Source organism: Lacinutrix sp. MEBiC02595, from assembly GCF_053601555.1.
The window spans coordinates 233,179-251,481 of record NZ_JBSHNU010000246.1; the positions used below are offsets into that span (position 1 = coordinate 233,179).

Annotated in this window: 16 protein-coding genes; 6 read left to right on the forward strand and 10 right to left on the reverse strand. The window is 30.0% G+C overall.

What is annotated here, in order from left to right; all coding sequences use genetic code 11:
• Positions 1-4: 4 nt before the first annotated feature.
• The 9 genes from ACVCZW_RS18485 to ACVCZW_RS18525 all read right to left on the reverse strand — a co-directional run bounded on the left by ACVCZW_RS18485 (position 5) and on the right by ACVCZW_RS18525 (position 10,210).
• Positions 5-2,398, reverse strand: a complete 2,394-nt coding sequence (locus tag ACVCZW_RS18485; protein ID WP_452228326.1) for a TonB-dependent receptor — start codon at positions 2,396-2,398, stop codon at positions 5-7.
• A gap of 52 nt (positions 2,399-2,450) precedes the next feature.
• A complete protein-coding gene (locus ACVCZW_RS18490; RefSeq protein WP_452228325.1) occupies positions 2,451-4,571 on the reverse strand; it encodes a hypothetical protein in 2,121 nt (706 codons plus the stop codon).
• A gap of 629 nt (positions 4,572-5,200) precedes the next feature.
• Positions 5,201-5,638, reverse strand: a complete 438-nt coding sequence (locus tag ACVCZW_RS18495) for a hypothetical protein (protein WP_452233136.1) — start codon at positions 5,636-5,638, stop codon at positions 5,201-5,203.
• Positions 5,639-5,775: 137 nt separating this feature from the next.
• A complete protein-coding gene (locus ACVCZW_RS18500; RefSeq protein ID WP_452228323.1) occupies positions 5,776-6,123 on the reverse strand; it encodes a hypothetical protein in 348 nt (115 codons plus the stop codon).
• Between the two features lie 11 nt (positions 6,124-6,134).
• Positions 6,135-6,656, reverse strand: a complete 522-nt coding sequence (locus tag ACVCZW_RS18505; protein ID WP_452228322.1) for a hypothetical protein — start codon at positions 6,654-6,656, stop codon at positions 6,135-6,137.
• 2 nt (positions 6,657-6,658) lie between these two features.
• Positions 6,659-8,422: a hypothetical protein gene (locus ACVCZW_RS18510; protein WP_452228321.1), complete on the reverse strand. Its 1,764-nt coding sequence runs from the start codon at positions 8,420-8,422 to the stop codon at positions 6,659-6,661.
• Positions 8,423-8,428: 6 nt separating this feature from the next.
• Positions 8,429-8,575: a hypothetical protein gene (locus tag ACVCZW_RS18515; RefSeq protein WP_452228320.1), complete on the reverse strand. Its 147-nt coding sequence runs from the start codon at positions 8,573-8,575 to the stop codon at positions 8,429-8,431.
• A gap of 52 nt (positions 8,576-8,627) precedes the next feature.
• Complete coding sequence (locus ACVCZW_RS18520) at positions 8,628-8,837, reverse strand: DUF6140 family protein (protein WP_452233137.1); 210 nt, start codon at positions 8,835-8,837, stop codon at positions 8,628-8,630.
• A gap of 392 nt (positions 8,838-9,229) precedes the next feature.
• Complete coding sequence (locus ACVCZW_RS18525; RefSeq protein ID WP_452228317.1) at positions 9,230-10,210, reverse strand: helix-turn-helix transcriptional regulator; 981 nt, start codon at positions 10,208-10,210, stop codon at positions 9,230-9,232.
• A gap of 89 nt (positions 10,211-10,299) precedes the next feature.
• Between ACVCZW_RS18525 and ACVCZW_RS18530 the strand changes: the two genes are divergently transcribed.
• Positions 10,300-11,556, forward strand: a complete 1,257-nt coding sequence (locus ACVCZW_RS18530) for a flippase (protein WP_452233138.1) — start codon at positions 10,300-10,302, stop codon at positions 11,554-11,556.
• A 13-nt stretch (positions 11,557-11,569) separates the two neighbouring features.
• Positions 11,570-12,262, forward strand: coding sequence for a PrsW family intramembrane metalloprotease (locus tag ACVCZW_RS18535; RefSeq protein WP_452233139.1), 693 nt, complete (start codon positions 11,570-11,572; stop codon positions 12,260-12,262).
• Here ACVCZW_RS18535 and ACVCZW_RS18540 read toward each other — a convergent pair.
• Positions 12,252-13,724, reverse strand: a complete 1,473-nt coding sequence (locus ACVCZW_RS18540; protein ID WP_452233140.1) for a T9SS type A sorting domain-containing protein — start codon at positions 13,722-13,724, stop codon at positions 12,252-12,254. The two genes, ACVCZW_RS18535 and ACVCZW_RS18540, sit on opposite strands and share 11 nt — an antisense overlap.
• A gap of 206 nt (positions 13,725-13,930) precedes the next feature.
• Here ACVCZW_RS18540 and ACVCZW_RS18545 point away from each other — a divergent pair, with 206 nt between their 5' ends.
• The 4 genes from ACVCZW_RS18545 (at position 13,931) to ACVCZW_RS18560 (ending at position 18,303) form a co-directional block, all read left to right on the forward strand.
• A complete protein-coding gene (locus ACVCZW_RS18545) occupies positions 13,931-14,419 on the forward strand; it encodes an acetyl-CoA carboxylase biotin carboxyl carrier protein subunit (RefSeq protein WP_452233141.1) in 489 nt (162 codons plus the stop codon).
• Between the two features lie 131 nt (positions 14,420-14,550).
• Positions 14,551-16,005, forward strand: coding sequence for an acetyl-CoA carboxylase biotin carboxylase subunit (accC, locus tag ACVCZW_RS18550; protein WP_452233142.1), 1,455 nt, complete (start codon positions 14,551-14,553; stop codon positions 16,003-16,005).
• 68 nt (positions 16,006-16,073) lie between these two features.
• Positions 16,074-16,544, forward strand: a complete 471-nt coding sequence (locus ACVCZW_RS18555) for a hypothetical protein (protein WP_452233143.1) — start codon at positions 16,074-16,076, stop codon at positions 16,542-16,544.
• Positions 16,545-16,761: 217 nt separating this feature from the next.
• Positions 16,762-18,303 carry an acyl-CoA carboxylase subunit beta gene (locus tag ACVCZW_RS18560; protein ID WP_452233144.1) on the forward strand — a complete coding sequence of 514 codons (1,542 nt, stop codon included), beginning with the start codon at positions 16,762-16,764 and terminating at the stop codon, positions 18,301-18,303.

The following is an 18,303-nucleotide window of genomic DNA, read 5'->3' on the forward strand; positions in this document are numbered from 1 at the left end:
AGCATTAATTTTTAAAAATAAAAATCTCAAAAACTAGATTCCCTTTATCATTTTGACCATTAATTATTAATTTAATATTATCTAAATGGTTGTTGTATACAGTTATAAAATTATCTGTATTGGGTTTTAAATCCACATTTGTTAGCCAATCTAAAGCGCTATAATGTATTTTAGAATTCTTTGTGGGAAAATTCATTTCATAGTTGCTATAATTTTGGTCTGTAATTGTAAACCCAAAATCGACATTCCCTTTTATTAAATGAGATTCAGTATTGGTATTTTTGTTTTTAAACGGATTTCCAACTCCTTTGGTTTTTAAGATAATAACTCCTGCAAAACCATCTAAACCATAACCAGCTCCAGATGCATTTACTTTTGCTTCTACAATTTCTGTGGCATCAATAGATAACAATATGGCTAAATCGGATACTCTAACACCATTCATAATTACAGCTACTTCATCATTTCTACTGCCAGGAATTATTGATTTGGGTCCTCTGCTAGTTGCTAATCTACCAAAAGAATTAATTAAAACTCCTGGTAAATCCTTAACAACATCTAATGCTGAATCACCAATGGTGTATTGGTTTTCATCTATCAGATATGTTTTAGTTACACTGTTTCCTCTAACTTTAGGGTCTGGGTAATCGTCTGGTAAAATTATTTTTTGGATTTTAGCTTCAAGAACTACTTCATCTAGGTATTCTAGTTTTGTAATTTCTTTTGAAGATTGGTGCGTTGTTTCTTCATCTCTATAGTTATTAATATAAAAGTTATTTAAGTACTTACTAGATACAGCTTCTGGCTTATAATCTATAAATTCTTCATTTATTTTTATAGTTGCTTTTAAAAGTTTACCATTATTATCTACTAGTGAGAGCTTATAACTAGAGTTCTGTTTTAATAAAAGATTATCGAAAGCAAATGTGTTGTCTGGTTTTAACTTTGAAACTAAAACAATATTGTTTTCTTGAGAAGTAAGCATTATTTTAGAGTTTTGTGCGACTTCGTTATCTAATATAACAAAACCTTTTATTTTAATTCCAACTTCATGTTTAAGATTTCCTTTTGTGTTATTTGAAAGATTAACAAAGTTGTTTTTACTTTTTGTTTGGATATAAGTGTCTAGCTTATTTGTGTTCGATTCTTCAGAAAAATACTCTGTAATACTACCTGTTTTATCATTTATATAAGGAGTTACTAAAAAATCTGTAAGAATATTATATTGGTTTTTATACATTAAGGAGTTTTCTGGTAAAACAGAAATACTAACATTTGTATTGGTATACGTATTTTTAAGATTTATCTTAATGTAAGTAGAGTCCTTTGTTTGAGAAATTTTGGTTGCTTCTAATTTAATTAACTTTTTGTTATTGCTATAAAAATTACGCTCAGCAATTGGCTGATTGTTTTTATTAAATAACGTGATAGTGTTTACACCATTAAAAAGATCTTTTTTCGAAAGATTTAAATTATAGCTATAATGGTCTTCGTTTAAAGTTACAGGAATCGCAGATAACACATATCCTTTTCTATGTATTACGGCAAAAAATGTGGTTCCTTTTTGTTGTTGTATTGTAGTTTCATTTGTTATTAAACTTAAGCTAATAGAGTCATTAGATTCGTTATTTTCATTTTTATGAATTATGAAGCCTGTTTCCTGCGCTTTTGGTATTTCGAATTTTTCTTTATTATATGCAACATAGTACTTGGCATCCTTATTTGTTCTCAACTTAAAGCTTCCTAGTCCATTTTTATCGCTATTAAATTGAGAAACTACTTCTCCATTGCTATCTATTACATTTCCATTTAATTCTAATGGTAAGTTATTTTCGGTAACAATAAAGTATATCGTATTTTCCGCATTTTTAAGTATTACGTTGCTTTCTGGGTAAAATTGAAAATCAATAATGTTGTTTATAAAAGATTCACTATTTGTCTTATTAATAAAGTCATCTTGCAAGTTATTTATTTGAATTGGTTTTATGTACGTATTCTTAAAATTGCTATTCCAATTAGTATCTAACTCAATATAATAAGTGCCTGATTTTAAATCTTCAGGAATTTTTATTTTGCCGTTTGCATTTCCGTTTGTAACATAACACAATTGATTGGCAACTAGTTTTTTTTCTGCATCATAAATATTTACGTGCAAATTTGTGGTTTCATAGTTAGGTGTTTCTGTTATATCATAAACAATATAAGCTTTAAACCAAATGCTTTCTCCTGAAAAATACACGGATTTATTGGTGTGTATCGAAAATTTTTCTAAATACTCTTTGTGCAAGTTGTTGCTTTCTGTAATAAAGGTTTTTGTTTGCTCTGCTTTACTATTTTGCGACAAAGAAGTATTACAAAAACAGAAAAAAACGAATAAAATAGAAAGGAAGCGAAGCATATTTTTAGGGTTTATTATTAAAGATAATTAATTCTTTATAAACACTTTAAAATTATAATTCTATTACCTTATAGATTAAGTCTCCGTCATTATTAAAACCGTTGATAATTAGCTTTACATTCTCGTTTTTCGGCTTTTTTATTTTTAAAATATTAGAGTTATTTGGTCTTAAAGTAAAATTAGGAACCCAATCTATGGTTTTATAATAATAACTAGATTGCAAGTTTGGAAATACTAATTTGCTGTTTTCTAAACTACTTTTATCAAAATTAAAACCTAAGCTTGTTTGGTATTCTTTGACTAAAGTATTTGTATTATTATTTGACGCTACATGATTTCTAGAAATTAAATTAATTACACCATTGGCACCTTGGATACCATAACCCGAACCTGAAATATTAACACTTATTAACTCAAAATCTGTGACATTTAAATGACCTATATCTAGTCCACGCTCTGCATCTAATGGCGTTCCGTCTAAAATAAAAAGCACACTACTATCACCTGTTATAGTAGAAATTCTTCTCGTATTAACTATTAATTTTTCAAAAGAACTTTCCGCTACATAAATACTTGGTATTCTTTGTAAATATTGTCTAAGTGTTAAAACATAATCTTTATCTAAATCAACTAAATAGTCTTTGGAAAAACTAGTACTTATACCTAAAAAAGGGTTTTCATCTTTTATTTCTATAATTCTTTCTTCTTTTTTATTGATAACACTTTTTAAAAATACCTCCTCCAATTGTTCTACCTCTTTATTTACAGGAAAATAATTAATAGTTTTATTTGTAGCTTCTTCTTTTTCTTCAAGAATAATAGGCGTTTTTTCTAATTTATTAACTGGATTATTATTTAAAAGACTATCTGCTTTAAAAGTAACAAAGTTTTTATATATGAAGAATTCCCCTTTAATTACTTCTCGGTTTTTGTTTACTAATGCAAGCTTATAATCTGAAGGATGTTTTAGTAACAGATTTTTAAATTCAAATTTCTTGTCTGAAGAAATTGGAGAAGTTACCAGTAAATTATTAGCCTGAGAAGTTAACATAACTTTATAACTACTTGTGTTATCTATTTTAGTATTAACAGATCCAGATAGTTTTAGACCATTTTCATTTTCTAAAACTGGTTCTCTATTTGCTCTATTTTTATAAGGAAATGCATTAAATCCATCGGTCCTTTCTGGGCTTTCAAGAAACCTTTTAGTTATTGTTGTATTAGTATCTAATGCTTTTGTTTGTTCATATAAAACCGAAATACTAATATTAGTTTCTTTAGCTATATTAAGTAGTTTAATATCTAAGCTAATAGAATCATTAGTCTCTTTTATAATACTAGTAGAGATGTCTATTTCTTTTTTTGGTTTGTTAAAATAATTGTTTTCTGCTAAAATTTTATTTTGTTTGTTAAAAACTGTTATGGAGTTAAATCCTTGAAATAACGAGTCCTTATAAAAATGTAAGTTATATGTTTTTATATTATTTAATAATTTTATTGGTGCAACAGATTTTGTTGTACCTTTTTTATGTGAAATAGCATAGATAAATTCATCTTTTTCTGCTGCAATGGTTTCGTTATTTAACTTTAGTTGAAACCTTACTATTTCACTGTTTTTAGATTTGCTTTTAATTAAATGATAACCTGAATTATTATCTTGAAATGATTTTACTACTTGTATTTTTTTAGTAATATTTAATTTTTCATTTTTAGCTGTTTCTAAAGAAGTATTATTAATATTATAAATTTGAATAGGAAAAAGAGAGCCTCCTTTAAAATTTTTATTCCATTGTGTGTTTAATTGAATAGTATAATTGCCTGTTTTAATATCTTCAGGAATTGCTATTGATCCATAAGATGTTCCTTTATTTACATAAAACAATTCGCTTAAAACAAGTTTATTATTAAAGTCATACAAGCTAATATGAAGATTAGTTGTTTCTACAAATGGCTTATTGTCTTCTTCGTGTACCACATACGCTTTAAAAAATATTTCCTCTTGTGAGAAATAAATACTTTTGTTTGTGTGTAAATAAAAATTCTCTAAGCTATAATTATTAAAATACTCATTATCAAAAATTGAGTTAATTGAGTTTTCATTGATGCTATTTTGCGACAAAGAACTATTACAAAAACAGAAAAAAACGAATAAAATAGAAAGGAAGCGAAGCATATTTTTGGGGTTTATTATTAAAGATAATTAATTCTTTATATATATCCTATGAATTAACAGCAGATTTACCAACTTTAATCTTTCAGGAAGAAGAAGTCGAAGAAATTAAACTAGTACCTCTTTCTGAATTTAAAACTCTTTTAGAGAATAGCGAAACGAATGGTCATTTTGTGGCAAGTAATTATGCGTACTACCATAAAATATTGGATGCTATTTCAACTCTAATGTAATAATGAAACGTCTAAAAAGGACTTAGCCTTTAACACATAAAACCCCAATCTTTTAAAATTGAGGTTTTATAAAATATCACGACCATAGTATTAAGCCCCTAATTGACTAAAAACCTTAATTAAAACGATAAACTTTACTGTCATACTTGATACTACAAATCGTGAATACTTTTATATCATTATAATATACATTCAAACTATCCTCAAATCCTCTTCCGAAACCTTATCCCAACCATGAAACCCAGGTTTCTTTAGCTAAAGGAAGGTAGATTTTATTTTAATTAAAACCGGACGGTTTAACAAAAAAGGCGAAGCACTTTTTATTTAGCTTCAATAATTTCAGAATTTCAAGATTTTAACAGTGAAACCTTGTTCCAAATAACAAATATTTAAAAGGTATTATCTTGCTTGTATTTCTTTCGCTTTTCTACTAATCCCTTTATCGGCATTCGCTATTCCTTTTTTAACTAAAGAAACGTTTATATTGTAATTAGAAACATTGTTTGTATTAGCCATCCAATCTTCCATTCTTATTTTTCCTTTCGACTGATTAATGGTTCGCAAAGTAACAGAAACATTTGCTGGACAATTAACTACTTCTGCTATTTCCGTATTGGTTAAACGGTCTCTATACATCATAAATATACTTTCCGATGAACGGATGTGTTCGTAATCATATCTATCACCTCCTCTTAATATTTCTCCAGTATAACAATCTGTATACATCGCTATTCCATCTCCTCCTCTCGCTAATGCTTCTTGATGCATTTGTGATTTTACTTTGGTGAAAAGTAGATCTATTTCTGTGCGGTGATATGGGCGGATTGGGTTTGGCATGGTATTAATATGTATTCTTAAATAAGTAAAAATTGCCTAAGAATGTTTATAAGCAGTTTCGTTTATTTACTCCAGGTTGATTTCTCAAATAATTGTATATATAAAATTTTGGTAAAAAAATCTTTTTAAATAAAATTTTAGTTTCCATAATAATTTTTATATATAGCTATATTTTTCTTTTTTCTTTTATTACCCAAAGCAAAGAAATGACCCAAAGGTTTTATGAATACGAAGAAAAAGGGTAAAAGCATAATAAGTCCACCTGATGAAATCATCACAATAGAACCAATTAAAAAGAATAATGCTAGAAAATAGTTTGCTCGATACAAAAGCATTCTGAACTCTTTTTTATTACTTTTTCCCAATTTTCTAATATCATCGTGATCATCAGTTAAGAACAGTTTATCCTCCTTACCCAAAAAATAATATTTTAGACATTTTGATTTTGATAACTTATTCGTTTCAATGTATTTTTCTAAACTCATATTTTTTTTATTTAAAATTCAAGATCTCCACCATTTAAAAAATCATTGATATCTTCATCAACATTTGTTGTTAGATCAGGATTATATTTGTTGTTAATAATTTTTGACATTTCCTTTAAAGAGTCAATTGAATCATTGTTGTTTATATTCAATAAACTCTCATAATCAGATTGGTTTTGAAGCACTTTCTCCTTAAACTTAAAAAGATTCTCATTGAACAAGTTTAAAAATGCATCCTCTTTAATTTGGTTTACAGCTCTTAATTGATCCGCTTCTAAATTAATTAGCCTAGACTCAAACTCATTTTTAATAATGTCTAAACCTAAATTTACCATTTCCGATTTCTGGTTGCCAGACATAAAGGAAAAACTATCATTTTCATTTATTCTTTCATTAAGATGAGACTTTATTAGAACTTCAAAATTTGTTTCATTATTCAATTGATTAGTAAATTGTTTTATACCATTGAAAAATAATAATTGCGTTTCCTTTTTTTCAATTTGATTAAACACAGTAAGGTTAGGTGAATCCATTTTTAATTTAGAATTTTTAAGTCTTCAGTTAGTAATTCTACAGAAATTGTAGTTTTTGACGCATCAGAAACTTCTTTAATGTTTTTAAGTAGCGATTTTAAAATATCTTTTGAAAATGAGCTTTTATTAAAAATCCCATGTATCTCTTCAGAATTCTTTTTAATTAAACTAGTTAGTTCAATTTTGCGCTCATTTAAATCTTTTAAATCTGTACGTATCTCATTTTTAATAGCATCTTGTCTTAATAGTAATTCTTGTAAATTATCATAATATTCTACAACAGGTAAACAGAATTCATTCCATTCCAATAAAACTTCATTATAGAATCTTGTTCCTTTTCCTAAAGAGACGATCTTATAAAACAAAGATGGTTTTTCTGGTTTTATATCAAGTACAAAATTATATTCAAATTGGGATTTATTTAGTAGATCATTTATTCTAACCTTTTCTATGTCACAAAAGTCTAATCCATTTTCTTTATCAGCAAGCTCTAACCTAATCAGTCTTGTTTCTTTAATTAATTTAGAATTATTATCCCTTTTTTCTTTAATCCCTTCAATTGATTCTATTTGTTTGTAGATGGGTTTTATATCATCTTCAATAATTGAAATCACTTTGTTTATGAATATTTTGAAACTTGGGATTAATTTATCATTTAAATGAGAAAAAATACTCGCTATTCTTAACAAATCATTTATCATTTTATTCTGATCGTTTTGCATCTCATTTTTAAGAACTTCAACGTCTTTGTTAATCATCGCTATAGTCTTTTTGGATTCACTTCTAGTTTTTCCAACACTAAAAACACCCTGAATAGCCATGCTAATAGCAGCTCCTGCAAGCTCACCTTTAATATCACCTGTTGATAGGCCACCACTCTTATTCTTTTTCTTTAGGTTATTAAAGGCTTGCTTTCCATACTGTAAACCAGATTCACCTAACTTATTCATTTCTGAATCATGAATATTTTTAAAACTTTGGAGGTTCTGTTCTATTTGTGAAAAATATAAGTTTAAATTTTCCCAAGTACTTTCAAAATCTATCCATTCAACTTCGGAAAAATCAAATAGATCAGGTTCATTATTTTTTATACTATCTCCAAATAAATCTATCAATAAGTCAATTAAATCTGTTCTTAATAATTTTAATTCATTTCGTAAAAACTCAAAATCACTAATCAAATTTAAGTTTACATCTTTAATTTCATCATATTTGTTAATGATATTAATATAGCCTTTTTTTACATCAACAGCATATTTATAAGCATTTTCAACTTTAGTATTTCCTGTTAACGAGAATTCTTCCTTTTTGGTAACTTCTAAAGCACTTTGATATGATTGATTTAAAATATTAACCACGTCCATTCCTCGTATTTCCAAGGAATTATTTTCAATTAATTTTATTTTGTTTTCAAAATTTTTCAAATAATCTCCATCATAAGTTAGAGAAGCTGAATTGACAAATAATCTATTAGGACTATAAATACTATCATTGCTATTATTTTCTATTAAATTGTTGATAATTCCATCCTGTACTGTTTTTGAATGAGATGCTTTTATATAAGCCTCTTTTAAAATATACCTTAATAAAATTCCTTCTTTAAGATCTAAGCCCTCAATATTCTCATTTAGGTAATCAACTAATTGTCTTCTATTATAAATTACTCTATTAGTAGATAACTTGATAACTAATTCGTGAATTTGCCTAATTACTTCTGGAAGTAAACTTTTTAAATTCCATTTTGTGATGTCTTCAAATGTTGCCATAATTTATTAATCTTCATTAGAAATTTTAGACCAGGAATGATGAGAAAGTGTTGCACTGGTATTCGCTGGTTTGCATTTTGTAGGTGTACTCATTTTAGATATTAACGTATCATTTTTAGTAATACCGCAGGTTCTGCATTTGTAGGTTGCCATTATTTTAAATTATTATTATTATTATTATTATAGTTAATCAATTCAGGAATACTTATAATTTATTATACTCCAAATACCCCAAACTCAAATAGCCTTCGGGTTTTAAATCTATTCCGTGGACTCTTATAAATGCTTTACGCACTTTTTCTACCTCGTCAAAAGGATTAGAAAACATAGAGCTTATCTGTATCGATAAACCTGCATCTACATATTCGCCTTGCACGTTTATAGCTTGCTTTGTTTTTATTTCAAATTTTGCCATGATAATGTTTTTATCAAATTCAATCCAACCTCAAATCCTCTTCCGAAACCTTATCCCAACCATGAAACCCAGGTTTCTTTGTTCCCTCTAAAGGAATGCAAGTTATACTAGTGTTTAATTGTGAATTTAAGGTGTCGTTTTTATAGATGCCACAGATTCGGCATTTGTAGGTTGCCATTGTTTCGTTAATTTGGGTTATTGGTTTGTAAGATTTTTCAAATGTATTTTCAAAACAGACAAAACCTGTCCGTTTAAAATAAATTTAATCGATTAAAATAATTATAATACAATATTAGAAGATGGTTTTCCCAAATACTGGGAATTGTAATAAACCAAGAATTGGAATATTCAAATTATAAATCGTAATTAATGAAAATTATATAGAAACTAAATCAATTATAATATTCCACAATCAAACCTAAATGCCGCTTTACATAGTCTTTAACATGCAACGGACGTAAAACTTTCACCCAAATGTTGTATTTTAATATTTCCATTAAAAACTCATAATTAGGTTCTACAAATAGTTTTATTTCTCCCCAAATATCTGGATTAGAATAATCTAAATCTTGCGTATCTAGTTTTCTCGGAGCGACTACAATTTGTTGGGAAGGATGCAAAGGATTTGTCTCCAAATACTTAAAATGGTGATTCGCTACTTTTAAATGAATCCATTCTGCCTGCATGCCTGTTTTTAGAATACCAATCGTATTTTTATAATACGCAGATGGATTAAAAACTATAGGTTCTTTTACCTGCTGTTTGCCAATTTGCAACATTTTAATTCTATAGTCCAAACAAAAAGCGTACACTCCAAATTGCTTGTTATGCGCTATTAAATACCAAGCTTTATTAATTTCTTTAATATGTAAAGGTTGAAAAAAACCAGAAATAGTTTGAAAACCATTATCGTCATACCAACCATAATATACAATCTCCACCAAAAACTGTTGTTCAATAGCATGTATAAGAGAAACCAAATCTACTTGTGAACTTAAAGAACTTCGAGAAGTAGTAACATGCTCTTTCCAAGCATGCGCATGATGATTTAAAAGATAGAGTTCGGTTTTTTCATAAACCTCCTGTAATGCTTCGCTTACCTCATAACCTTCTACATAATACCCATAATTACGCTTGTGTAAAATAATAGCTTGGTAATACGACTTTATTTTTTCCAAGTCCCGTTTAATCGTTTTTTGAGAAAACTGATTTAATTTATCGTAAAGCGGATCGTCAATATTATCTAAACGCAATTGATCGAGAGCGTTTTGTAAATCGGAAAGAGGCACAAAACCATTTTTTTCAATGCCATATACTTTCGGGTTTGAAATAACGCGTAAAATATAATATCGACGAAGAAACTCTGGAGTCATAGTACTGTTTGTAAAAACGAATGTAATAATAATCTTTCAAACAGGTAAAAGGAATCTGTTTTTATATATTTGATTTTTAAATACATTTCATGACATCGGTTTTTAGTAAAAAAGATTTTATTGCTACCAAATGGTTTACGCTAGAAAAAATAATACAACTGATTACTGGTGTTTTTATAGTTCCTAAAATCTTTAATACTTTAGGTACTATGGACATAGGAAAACTCAAATTTGTAGAATCCATTTTAGGTATGCTTACGCCTTTGTTTTTCTTGGGTTTATCTGCTATCTGTATTCGAGAAATTGTGTTTCATCCAAAACGTAGTCCGCTTATTTTGGCTACTGCTTTTTACCTAAGAATTATAAGTTGGTGTGCTATATTTATTGGCGTTTTAATCTATTTTAGTTTTGCTGAAAATAGTCCGTTAACTGCTTTATATCTTATTATTACTTGTAGTTACTTCTTTAAAATAACCGATGTTTTTGAGTATTATTTAATAGCTAATAAATGGACTAAATATATTTTTATCAGCAAAATAACAAGCTTAATTATTATCGTTTCTTTGCAATATTACGGAGTAAAAAAACAGTTGGATGTATATTATTTTGCGAAACTTATTATTCTAGATTTCTTCATTCAAGGTCTTATTTATGGCATCCTATTAAAACATAAAAAGCCTTTTTTATTTAAACAATGGACGTTCTCCTTACCATTAGCAAAATCCTTATTAAGGATGTCTTTTCCTTTAATAATTTCGAATAGTCTAATTATGTTCTATATTACTATTGACGAATTATTTCTAAAATATTTTCATAACGATCATGCCATCGGAATTTTTGCAACAGTTCAATTTTTAGTCATTGGTTTAACTTGGAATATTGGTTTTTCTATTATTAATGCATTATATCCTTCTTTAGCGGAATCTTTTCAGGAAAACAAAATGCTGTATCGTCAAAAGATAAAGCAACTTCTAAAAATCATGTTCGCTTTAGGAATCGCTATCGGAAGCTTTTATACCTGCTTCGGAAATACGCTTTTAGACACTTTTTTCACCAATTCCTATTCCGAAGTTAAAACGCCATTATTCATTTTCTGTTGGGCGCCACTTTTTGTTTTTATAGGAATGATTTTCGAAAAACACTTGGTTAATACCGGTCATTTACAAAAAAACGTATATCGTTTTATAATTGGTTGCGTAGCAAATGTTGTTTTATGTTATTTACTAATCCCTGTTTTCTATGTAAATGGAGCCGCTATAGCTGTTTTAACGAGCCACTTTATAACCAACATTGCCTATGTTTTTTTAGATAAAGAAAGTAGAAAGCAAGTGTTATCTATTTTTTAATTATTTTTGAATCATGCATCTACTCCTACTAGCAATAGCTCCCGTTTTTTTAATCATCTTATATATCTATTACAAAGATAAATACGACAAAGAACCAAAGCGTTTACTATTCTTCAGTTTTTTACTTGGTGCTGTTGTAAGCATCATAGTTACAACCATACTGTATATTATTTCAGATTATACCATTCCTATAGAAATCGTTGGAAATAAAAGTGTTTTACAACTTTTTATAAAGGCATTTTTTATCGTTGCTTTAATTGAAGAATTTAGTAAATATATTATCGTGCGCTACTTTGCACAACCAAACAAAGCATTCAACGAACAGTTTGATGGTATTGTTTATGCCGTAATGGTTTCTATGGGTTTTGCTGCTACCGAAAACATTATGTATGTATTACAAGGCGGTATGCAAACAGCGCTTTTAAGAGCATTTACAGCCGTTCCTGCGCATGCAACTTTTGCCGTCATAATGGGCTTTTTTATGGGAAAAGCAAAGTTTTCTAAAAACAGAAGAAGACTCAATTTATTAGGTTTAATACTTGCTGTTCTTTTTCATGGTACTTACGATTTCTTTTTGTTTCTAGAATTTATTCCGGGTATCTGGATTGGTGCTTTTATATCTCTTTTCATAGGATTAGTACTTTCTAGAAAAGCAATTAAAAAACACTCTAATAACTCCAGATTTAAAGATTCGTTTACTTTATAAACTTATAGGTTTCTACTTTTTCATTGGAATAAAACGTTACAAAGTAAATACCTTTAGAAAGAGATTCTACTGAAATTTTAGTATTCGTAATTGCTTCAGATTCTAATACAACTTGTCCTGAAATAGTTATGATTTTATATTTTAGAGTAGATACATCTTCCGCAGAAACATGTAAAAAATCAACCACCGGATTGGGATAAATTTGAATAGAAGTATTTGTTTTTCCTTCCAAAATCCCTAAGGAATAAACATCTAATTCCGCAACATAACTATCTACAGAAATTCCATCTTCTGCGCCACTCCAATCACTTCCAAATAATAAACGTGTTCCTGTCGGACTCATAGTAACATGTGGTTCACCTTCATAACCAAATGAATCTCTATCACTTCTATGATGCGCAACGCGATACACATCGGCATCACTTGCATTCACTTTAGCCACAAAAATTTCTTGATCTAAAATTTGCACACCATCTCGCTGAAATCCTAAAGAAGAAACTGCAACCCAACCATCTTCGTTATTTGCATGTGCTAAAGCAGAAATATGTGTTCCAGGTTTTGGATACGCATAATCACTTGTAGGCGTTACAGAAAAACAACTTCCAGTAGTGGCATCATGTGCAACCAAAGTACCTTGACAGCCTCCATTTGGACCTTCCTCAAAACCAATAGCAAAAAGAGCATCATGACCATTACTTAGTTTTCCTAAACAAGAATGTTCATTTATTACATCTAGATTTAAACTTCTAACAAAATCACCGTTTGCATCATATATATCGCCAAGATGAAAAAACAAATTACCACTAGGAAAAGGCATTGGAGCAGTAAATGCTATATTCGAAATACTAAACTCGGTTAAAATTCCCGTAGAAATTCGGTAATAATAAGCAGCGTCATTTCCACATCTAAATGCAAAAACATCACTATCCCAAGACATCATTTGTATATCATTACCGCCAGTTAAACCATTTCCAGAAACACAACTACTAATGGTTCTTATATTAACAAGAATCGTTTTTACTTGTGTTTGTGCGTTATACCGAATTAAATCGTCTGTACTTCCATCCATGTAAAACAAAATATCTGGTTCTGTAAACGACCAAAAAATGTTTTCTATATCGTCTGGATTTACATCGGTAAGGTTTCGTATAAATGTATAATTTTGTCCGTTTAAAAGCTGATGCGTTCCGCCTCCATAAACAAGCATCAAACTTTCGTCAGCATTCCAAGCCGGAATGGTACTATACATTGGTTTTATATAATTTCCAGAGGAAGCATTTGTAATACGTCTTATTTGTGTATTTGGAAATGATGGATCTGCAACCGACTGCAAATAAGCTGGTTTTGTTAAGCTTTGCATTGGGTGTTGGACCAAGTCGTTAGCGATATAACCTTGTCCGAGGTTTTGTGAAAATCCTTTTTGTAATATAAAACAGAAAATAAGTAACGTAATTTTTTTCATCGATTTAAATTTTATATTTCCTTGAAAAATAAACCCTTAGTGATTCTTTTGGTTTACATGAGATATACGCATTAAATCCATTTTTAGATGCCAAATAATTCTTACAGCTAAAAAACTGAACTATAACAAATTAGCAGAAAAACAAATATTACTTTAAAAGGTTTTCTTTATTATACATATATTTACTAGCATTTAAATTTCATACAATGAATACATCTTATAAAGTAAAAATCAATAGCGCTACAGAAATTGATATTACAAAAAGTGATGCTTTAGCATTAGATACTATAGAAACAGGGCCATCCCAATTTCATATCCTTCAGAATAACCATTCCTTTAAAGCGGAAATTACGGAAGCCAATTTTGAAGAAAGAGCATACCAAGTAAAAGTGAATAACAACACCTATAACATAAACATTTTAAACGATTTAGATGTTTTAATAAAGCAAATGGGATTTGAGATCGGTGCCACCAAAATGGTTAACGATATAAAAGCGCCAATGCCCGGATTAATACTAGATATCATTGTAAAAACTGGCCAAGAAGTAAAAGAAAATGATGTCCTTTTAATATTGGAAGCCATGAAAATGGAAAACGCATTAACGTCACCAAGAGATGGAGTTATAAAGTCTATTTCTGTTACAAAAGGAGATGCTGTAGATAAAGGCGAATTACTAATTGAATTTGAAGCTTAAATAAATAAGTTGATTTTTTACAAGGTTTTTGAAAGTCTTGCTATTAAATAATAAAATATAAGTTTTCCGTTTTCACGGAAATAAAAATTAAATAGATTCCCGTTTTCCGGGAACGATAAATACATTTATCGATGAAAAAATTACTAGTAGCAAATAGAGGAGAAATTGCAATCCGGGTGATGCGAACTGCAAAAAAAATGGGAATTAAAACTGTTGCAGTATATTCTACTGCCGATAGAAATGCGCCACATGTAAGGTTTGCCGACGAAGCCGTTTTAATAGGAGAAGCACCTTCAAACAAATCGTATTTATTAGGTGACAAAATAATAGAAGTTGCAAAAAGCTTAGATGTAGATGCCATTCATCCTGGTTATGGTTTCTTATCTGAAAATGCCGATTTTGCAGAAGCTTGCGAAGAAAACAACATCCTATTTATTGGTCCGAAAAGTAAAGCCATAAAAATCATGGGATCCAAGCTTGCAGCAAAGGAAGCTGTAAAAGCATATAACATTCCTATGGTTCCCGGAACAGACCAAGCGATAACCGATATACCAGAAGCAAAAAAATTAGCAAAACAAATTGGCTTTCCTATTTTAATAAAAGCATCTGCTGGAGGTGGTGGAAAAGGAATGCGTGTTGTAGAAAAAGAAGCCGATTTCACCTCGCAAATGGATCGTGCTATTAGCGAAGCTGTAAATGCTTTTGGCGATGGTTCTGTTTTTATTGAAAAATATGTGACTTCACCAAGACATATAGAAATTCAAATCATGGCAGATACGCATGGTAATGTGGTACATTTATTCGAGCGTGAATGCAGTGTACAACGTCGTCACCAAAAAGTAGTGGAAGAAGCACCTTCTGCAGTATTAACTCCAGAAATGCGAGAAAAAATGGGAGAAGCAGCTATTAAAGTGGCTAAATCCTGTGATTATGTTGGTGCAGGAACAGTGGAATTTTTACTCGATGACGACCTTAACTTCTATTTCTTAGAAATGAATACACGTTTACAAGTAGAGCATCCAGTTACCGAATGGATTACCAACACCGATTTGGTAGAACTACAAATTCGTGTAGCAAGAGGCGAAACGCTTCCTATGCAACAAGAAGATTTAAAAATTCATGGACATGCGCTAGAATTGCGTGTGTATGCCGAAGATCCTTTAAACGATTTCTTACCAAGTGTTGGAAATCTAGAAGTTTATAAATTACCTGTTGGCGAAAATATTAGAGTTGATAATGGTTTTGAGCAAGGTATGGATATTCCTATTTATTACGATCCCATGCTTGCAAAATTGATTACCTACGGAAAAACTAGAGAAGAAGCTATCGCGCTAATGATCAAAGCGATAAACGATTATCAAGTAGAAGGTATTCAAACGACCTTGCCTTTCGGAACTTTTGTTTGTGAACATGAAGCGTTCCGTTCCGGGAACTTTGACACGCATTTTGTGAAAAAATATTATTCCACGGAAGCGTTAAAAAGCAAACAGGAAGAAGAAGCAAAAATTGCAGCATTAATCGCTGTAAAACAATATATAGAAGATCAAAAATTATTGCGTGTAGCAGTAAACAGTAAGCAACAATAAACACAACAACACAGAAGTCGTATTCCTTTTGCAATATTGACCAAAACAGTAACAAAAACCCTATTCAAATGAATAAAATAATACTTATTTTGATGCTTTTTCCTTTACTTATTTCTGCACAAAAAATAGACAGGAAAGTGCATTACGACTACTCTGATAAGGTTGAATTTAGAATATATCAATTAAAAAAACAAAGAATGATTGACAGAGGATCTGCAAATTATTCCAATACAATTATTGCTAAAAAAGGAAAACGGTTCATCTCAATAGTATTAGAATTCAATAATAAATCTTCAGAAACTCAAATAATTGATTTTGAAAAAATATTTATACAAGACAACAATTCTGAATTACATAGTATTGATTTCGTTTTAGCTGCTATGAAGTTGACAGGTAAAACAAACAAAATGCAGCAAAAACTTAAAGCAAATAAAAAAAGAAAGATAGCTATAGAGTTCCAACCTTCGTTTGATAAAAACGAAATCATAGATACATTTGTAATCGACGGGAAAATAATTGAATTGAAATACAAAGGTTAAAAAAGCTATAGGCAACACCTTATATAATTTATTGCTAGTTCTAGACTACTTACAAAAATCCTATCAGATTTTCTATTCGGTTTTATTTTCTGAATTTAGTGCTTTAACACGCAACAAACCACATACAAATAAAAATATTTTAAAAGAGTTAATTAACAGATAGAAGTAATCACATACAGCGCTGCGCTTTTGCGTCTTTGCGATAAAATACTAAATAATGGAATCTAAAATAAAAAACCTAAACGAAAAACTTGCTAAAGCCTTTTTAGGTGGTGGACAAGCACGAATAGATAAGCAACACGAAAAGAAAAAACTAACCGCAAGAGAACGCGTTATGTATTTATTAGATGAAGGTTCTTTTGAAGAAATTGGTGCTTTAGTAACACACAGAACCAAAGACTTTGGTATGGAAAAACAACAGTTTTATGGCGATGGTGTGGTTACTGGTTATGGTACCGTAAACGGAAGACTTATCTATGTGTTTGCGCAAGATTTCACTGTTTTTGGTGGCTCTTTATCGGAAACACATGCAGAAAAAATTTGTAAGGTTATGGATTTAGCGCTTAAAGTTGGTGCGCCAATTATAGGTTTAAACGATTCTGGTGGTGCACGTATTCAAGAAGGTGTTCGCTCTCTTGGAGGTTATGCCGATATTTTTTATAAAAATGTGCAATCGTCTGGAGTGATTCCGCAGATATCTGCAATCATGGGACCTTGCGCTGGAGGAGCCGTATATTCTCCTGCAATGACCGATTTTACCATTATGGTGGAAGACACCAGTTATATGTTTGTAACGGGTCCAAACGTTGTAAAAACGGTAACGAATGAAGAAGTTACTAGTGAGGAACTTGGTGGTGCAAGTACACATTCTACTAAATCTGGAGTAGCACATAAAACATCTTCTAATGATGTGGAATGTTTAGAGGATATAAAAAAACTATTAAGCTATTTACCACAAAATAATACAGAAACTCCTGCCCTACTTCCTTTTGAATTACAAGACGAAGTACGAGATAGTTTATCTACTATTATTCCTAGCAATGCGAATAAACCGTATGATATGCATGCTGTAATTTCAGGAATTATAGATGAAGATTCTTTTTATGAAATCCATAAAAATTATGCAGAAAATATTCTTGTCGGTTTTGCTCGCTTAGGCGGAAGAAGTATCGGTATTGTAGCTAATCAGCCTATGTTTTTAGCTGGTGTATTAGACGTAAACAGTTCTAAAAAAGCGGCACGTTTTGTTCGTTTTTGCGATGCATTTAATATTCCATTATTAACTTTAGAAGATGTACCAGGATTTTTACCTGGAACAGATCAAGAATGGAATGGTATTATTGTACATGGTGCAAAACTTTTATATGCTTTTAGTGAAGCTACCGTTCCAAGAATTACGGTAATTACTAGAAAAGCATATGGTGGCGCTTATGATGTAATGAATTCGAAACATATTGGAAGTGATATGAATTTTGCTTGGCCAAGTGCTGAAATTGCAGTTATGGGCGCAAAAGGAGCAGCAGAAATTATCTTTAAAAAGGAAATAAATACTGCGGAAGACAAAGACGCTAAATGGAAAGAAAAAGAAGCAGAATATGCAGAACTTTTTGCGAATCCGTATAGTGCAGCAGAGCGCGGCTTTATAGATGAAGTTATTCTACCAAAAGACACCAGACGAAAGTTAATTAAAGCCTTTACTATGCTGGAGAATAAAGAGGTTGTAAGACCAAAACGTAAACATGGAAATATTCCGTTATAA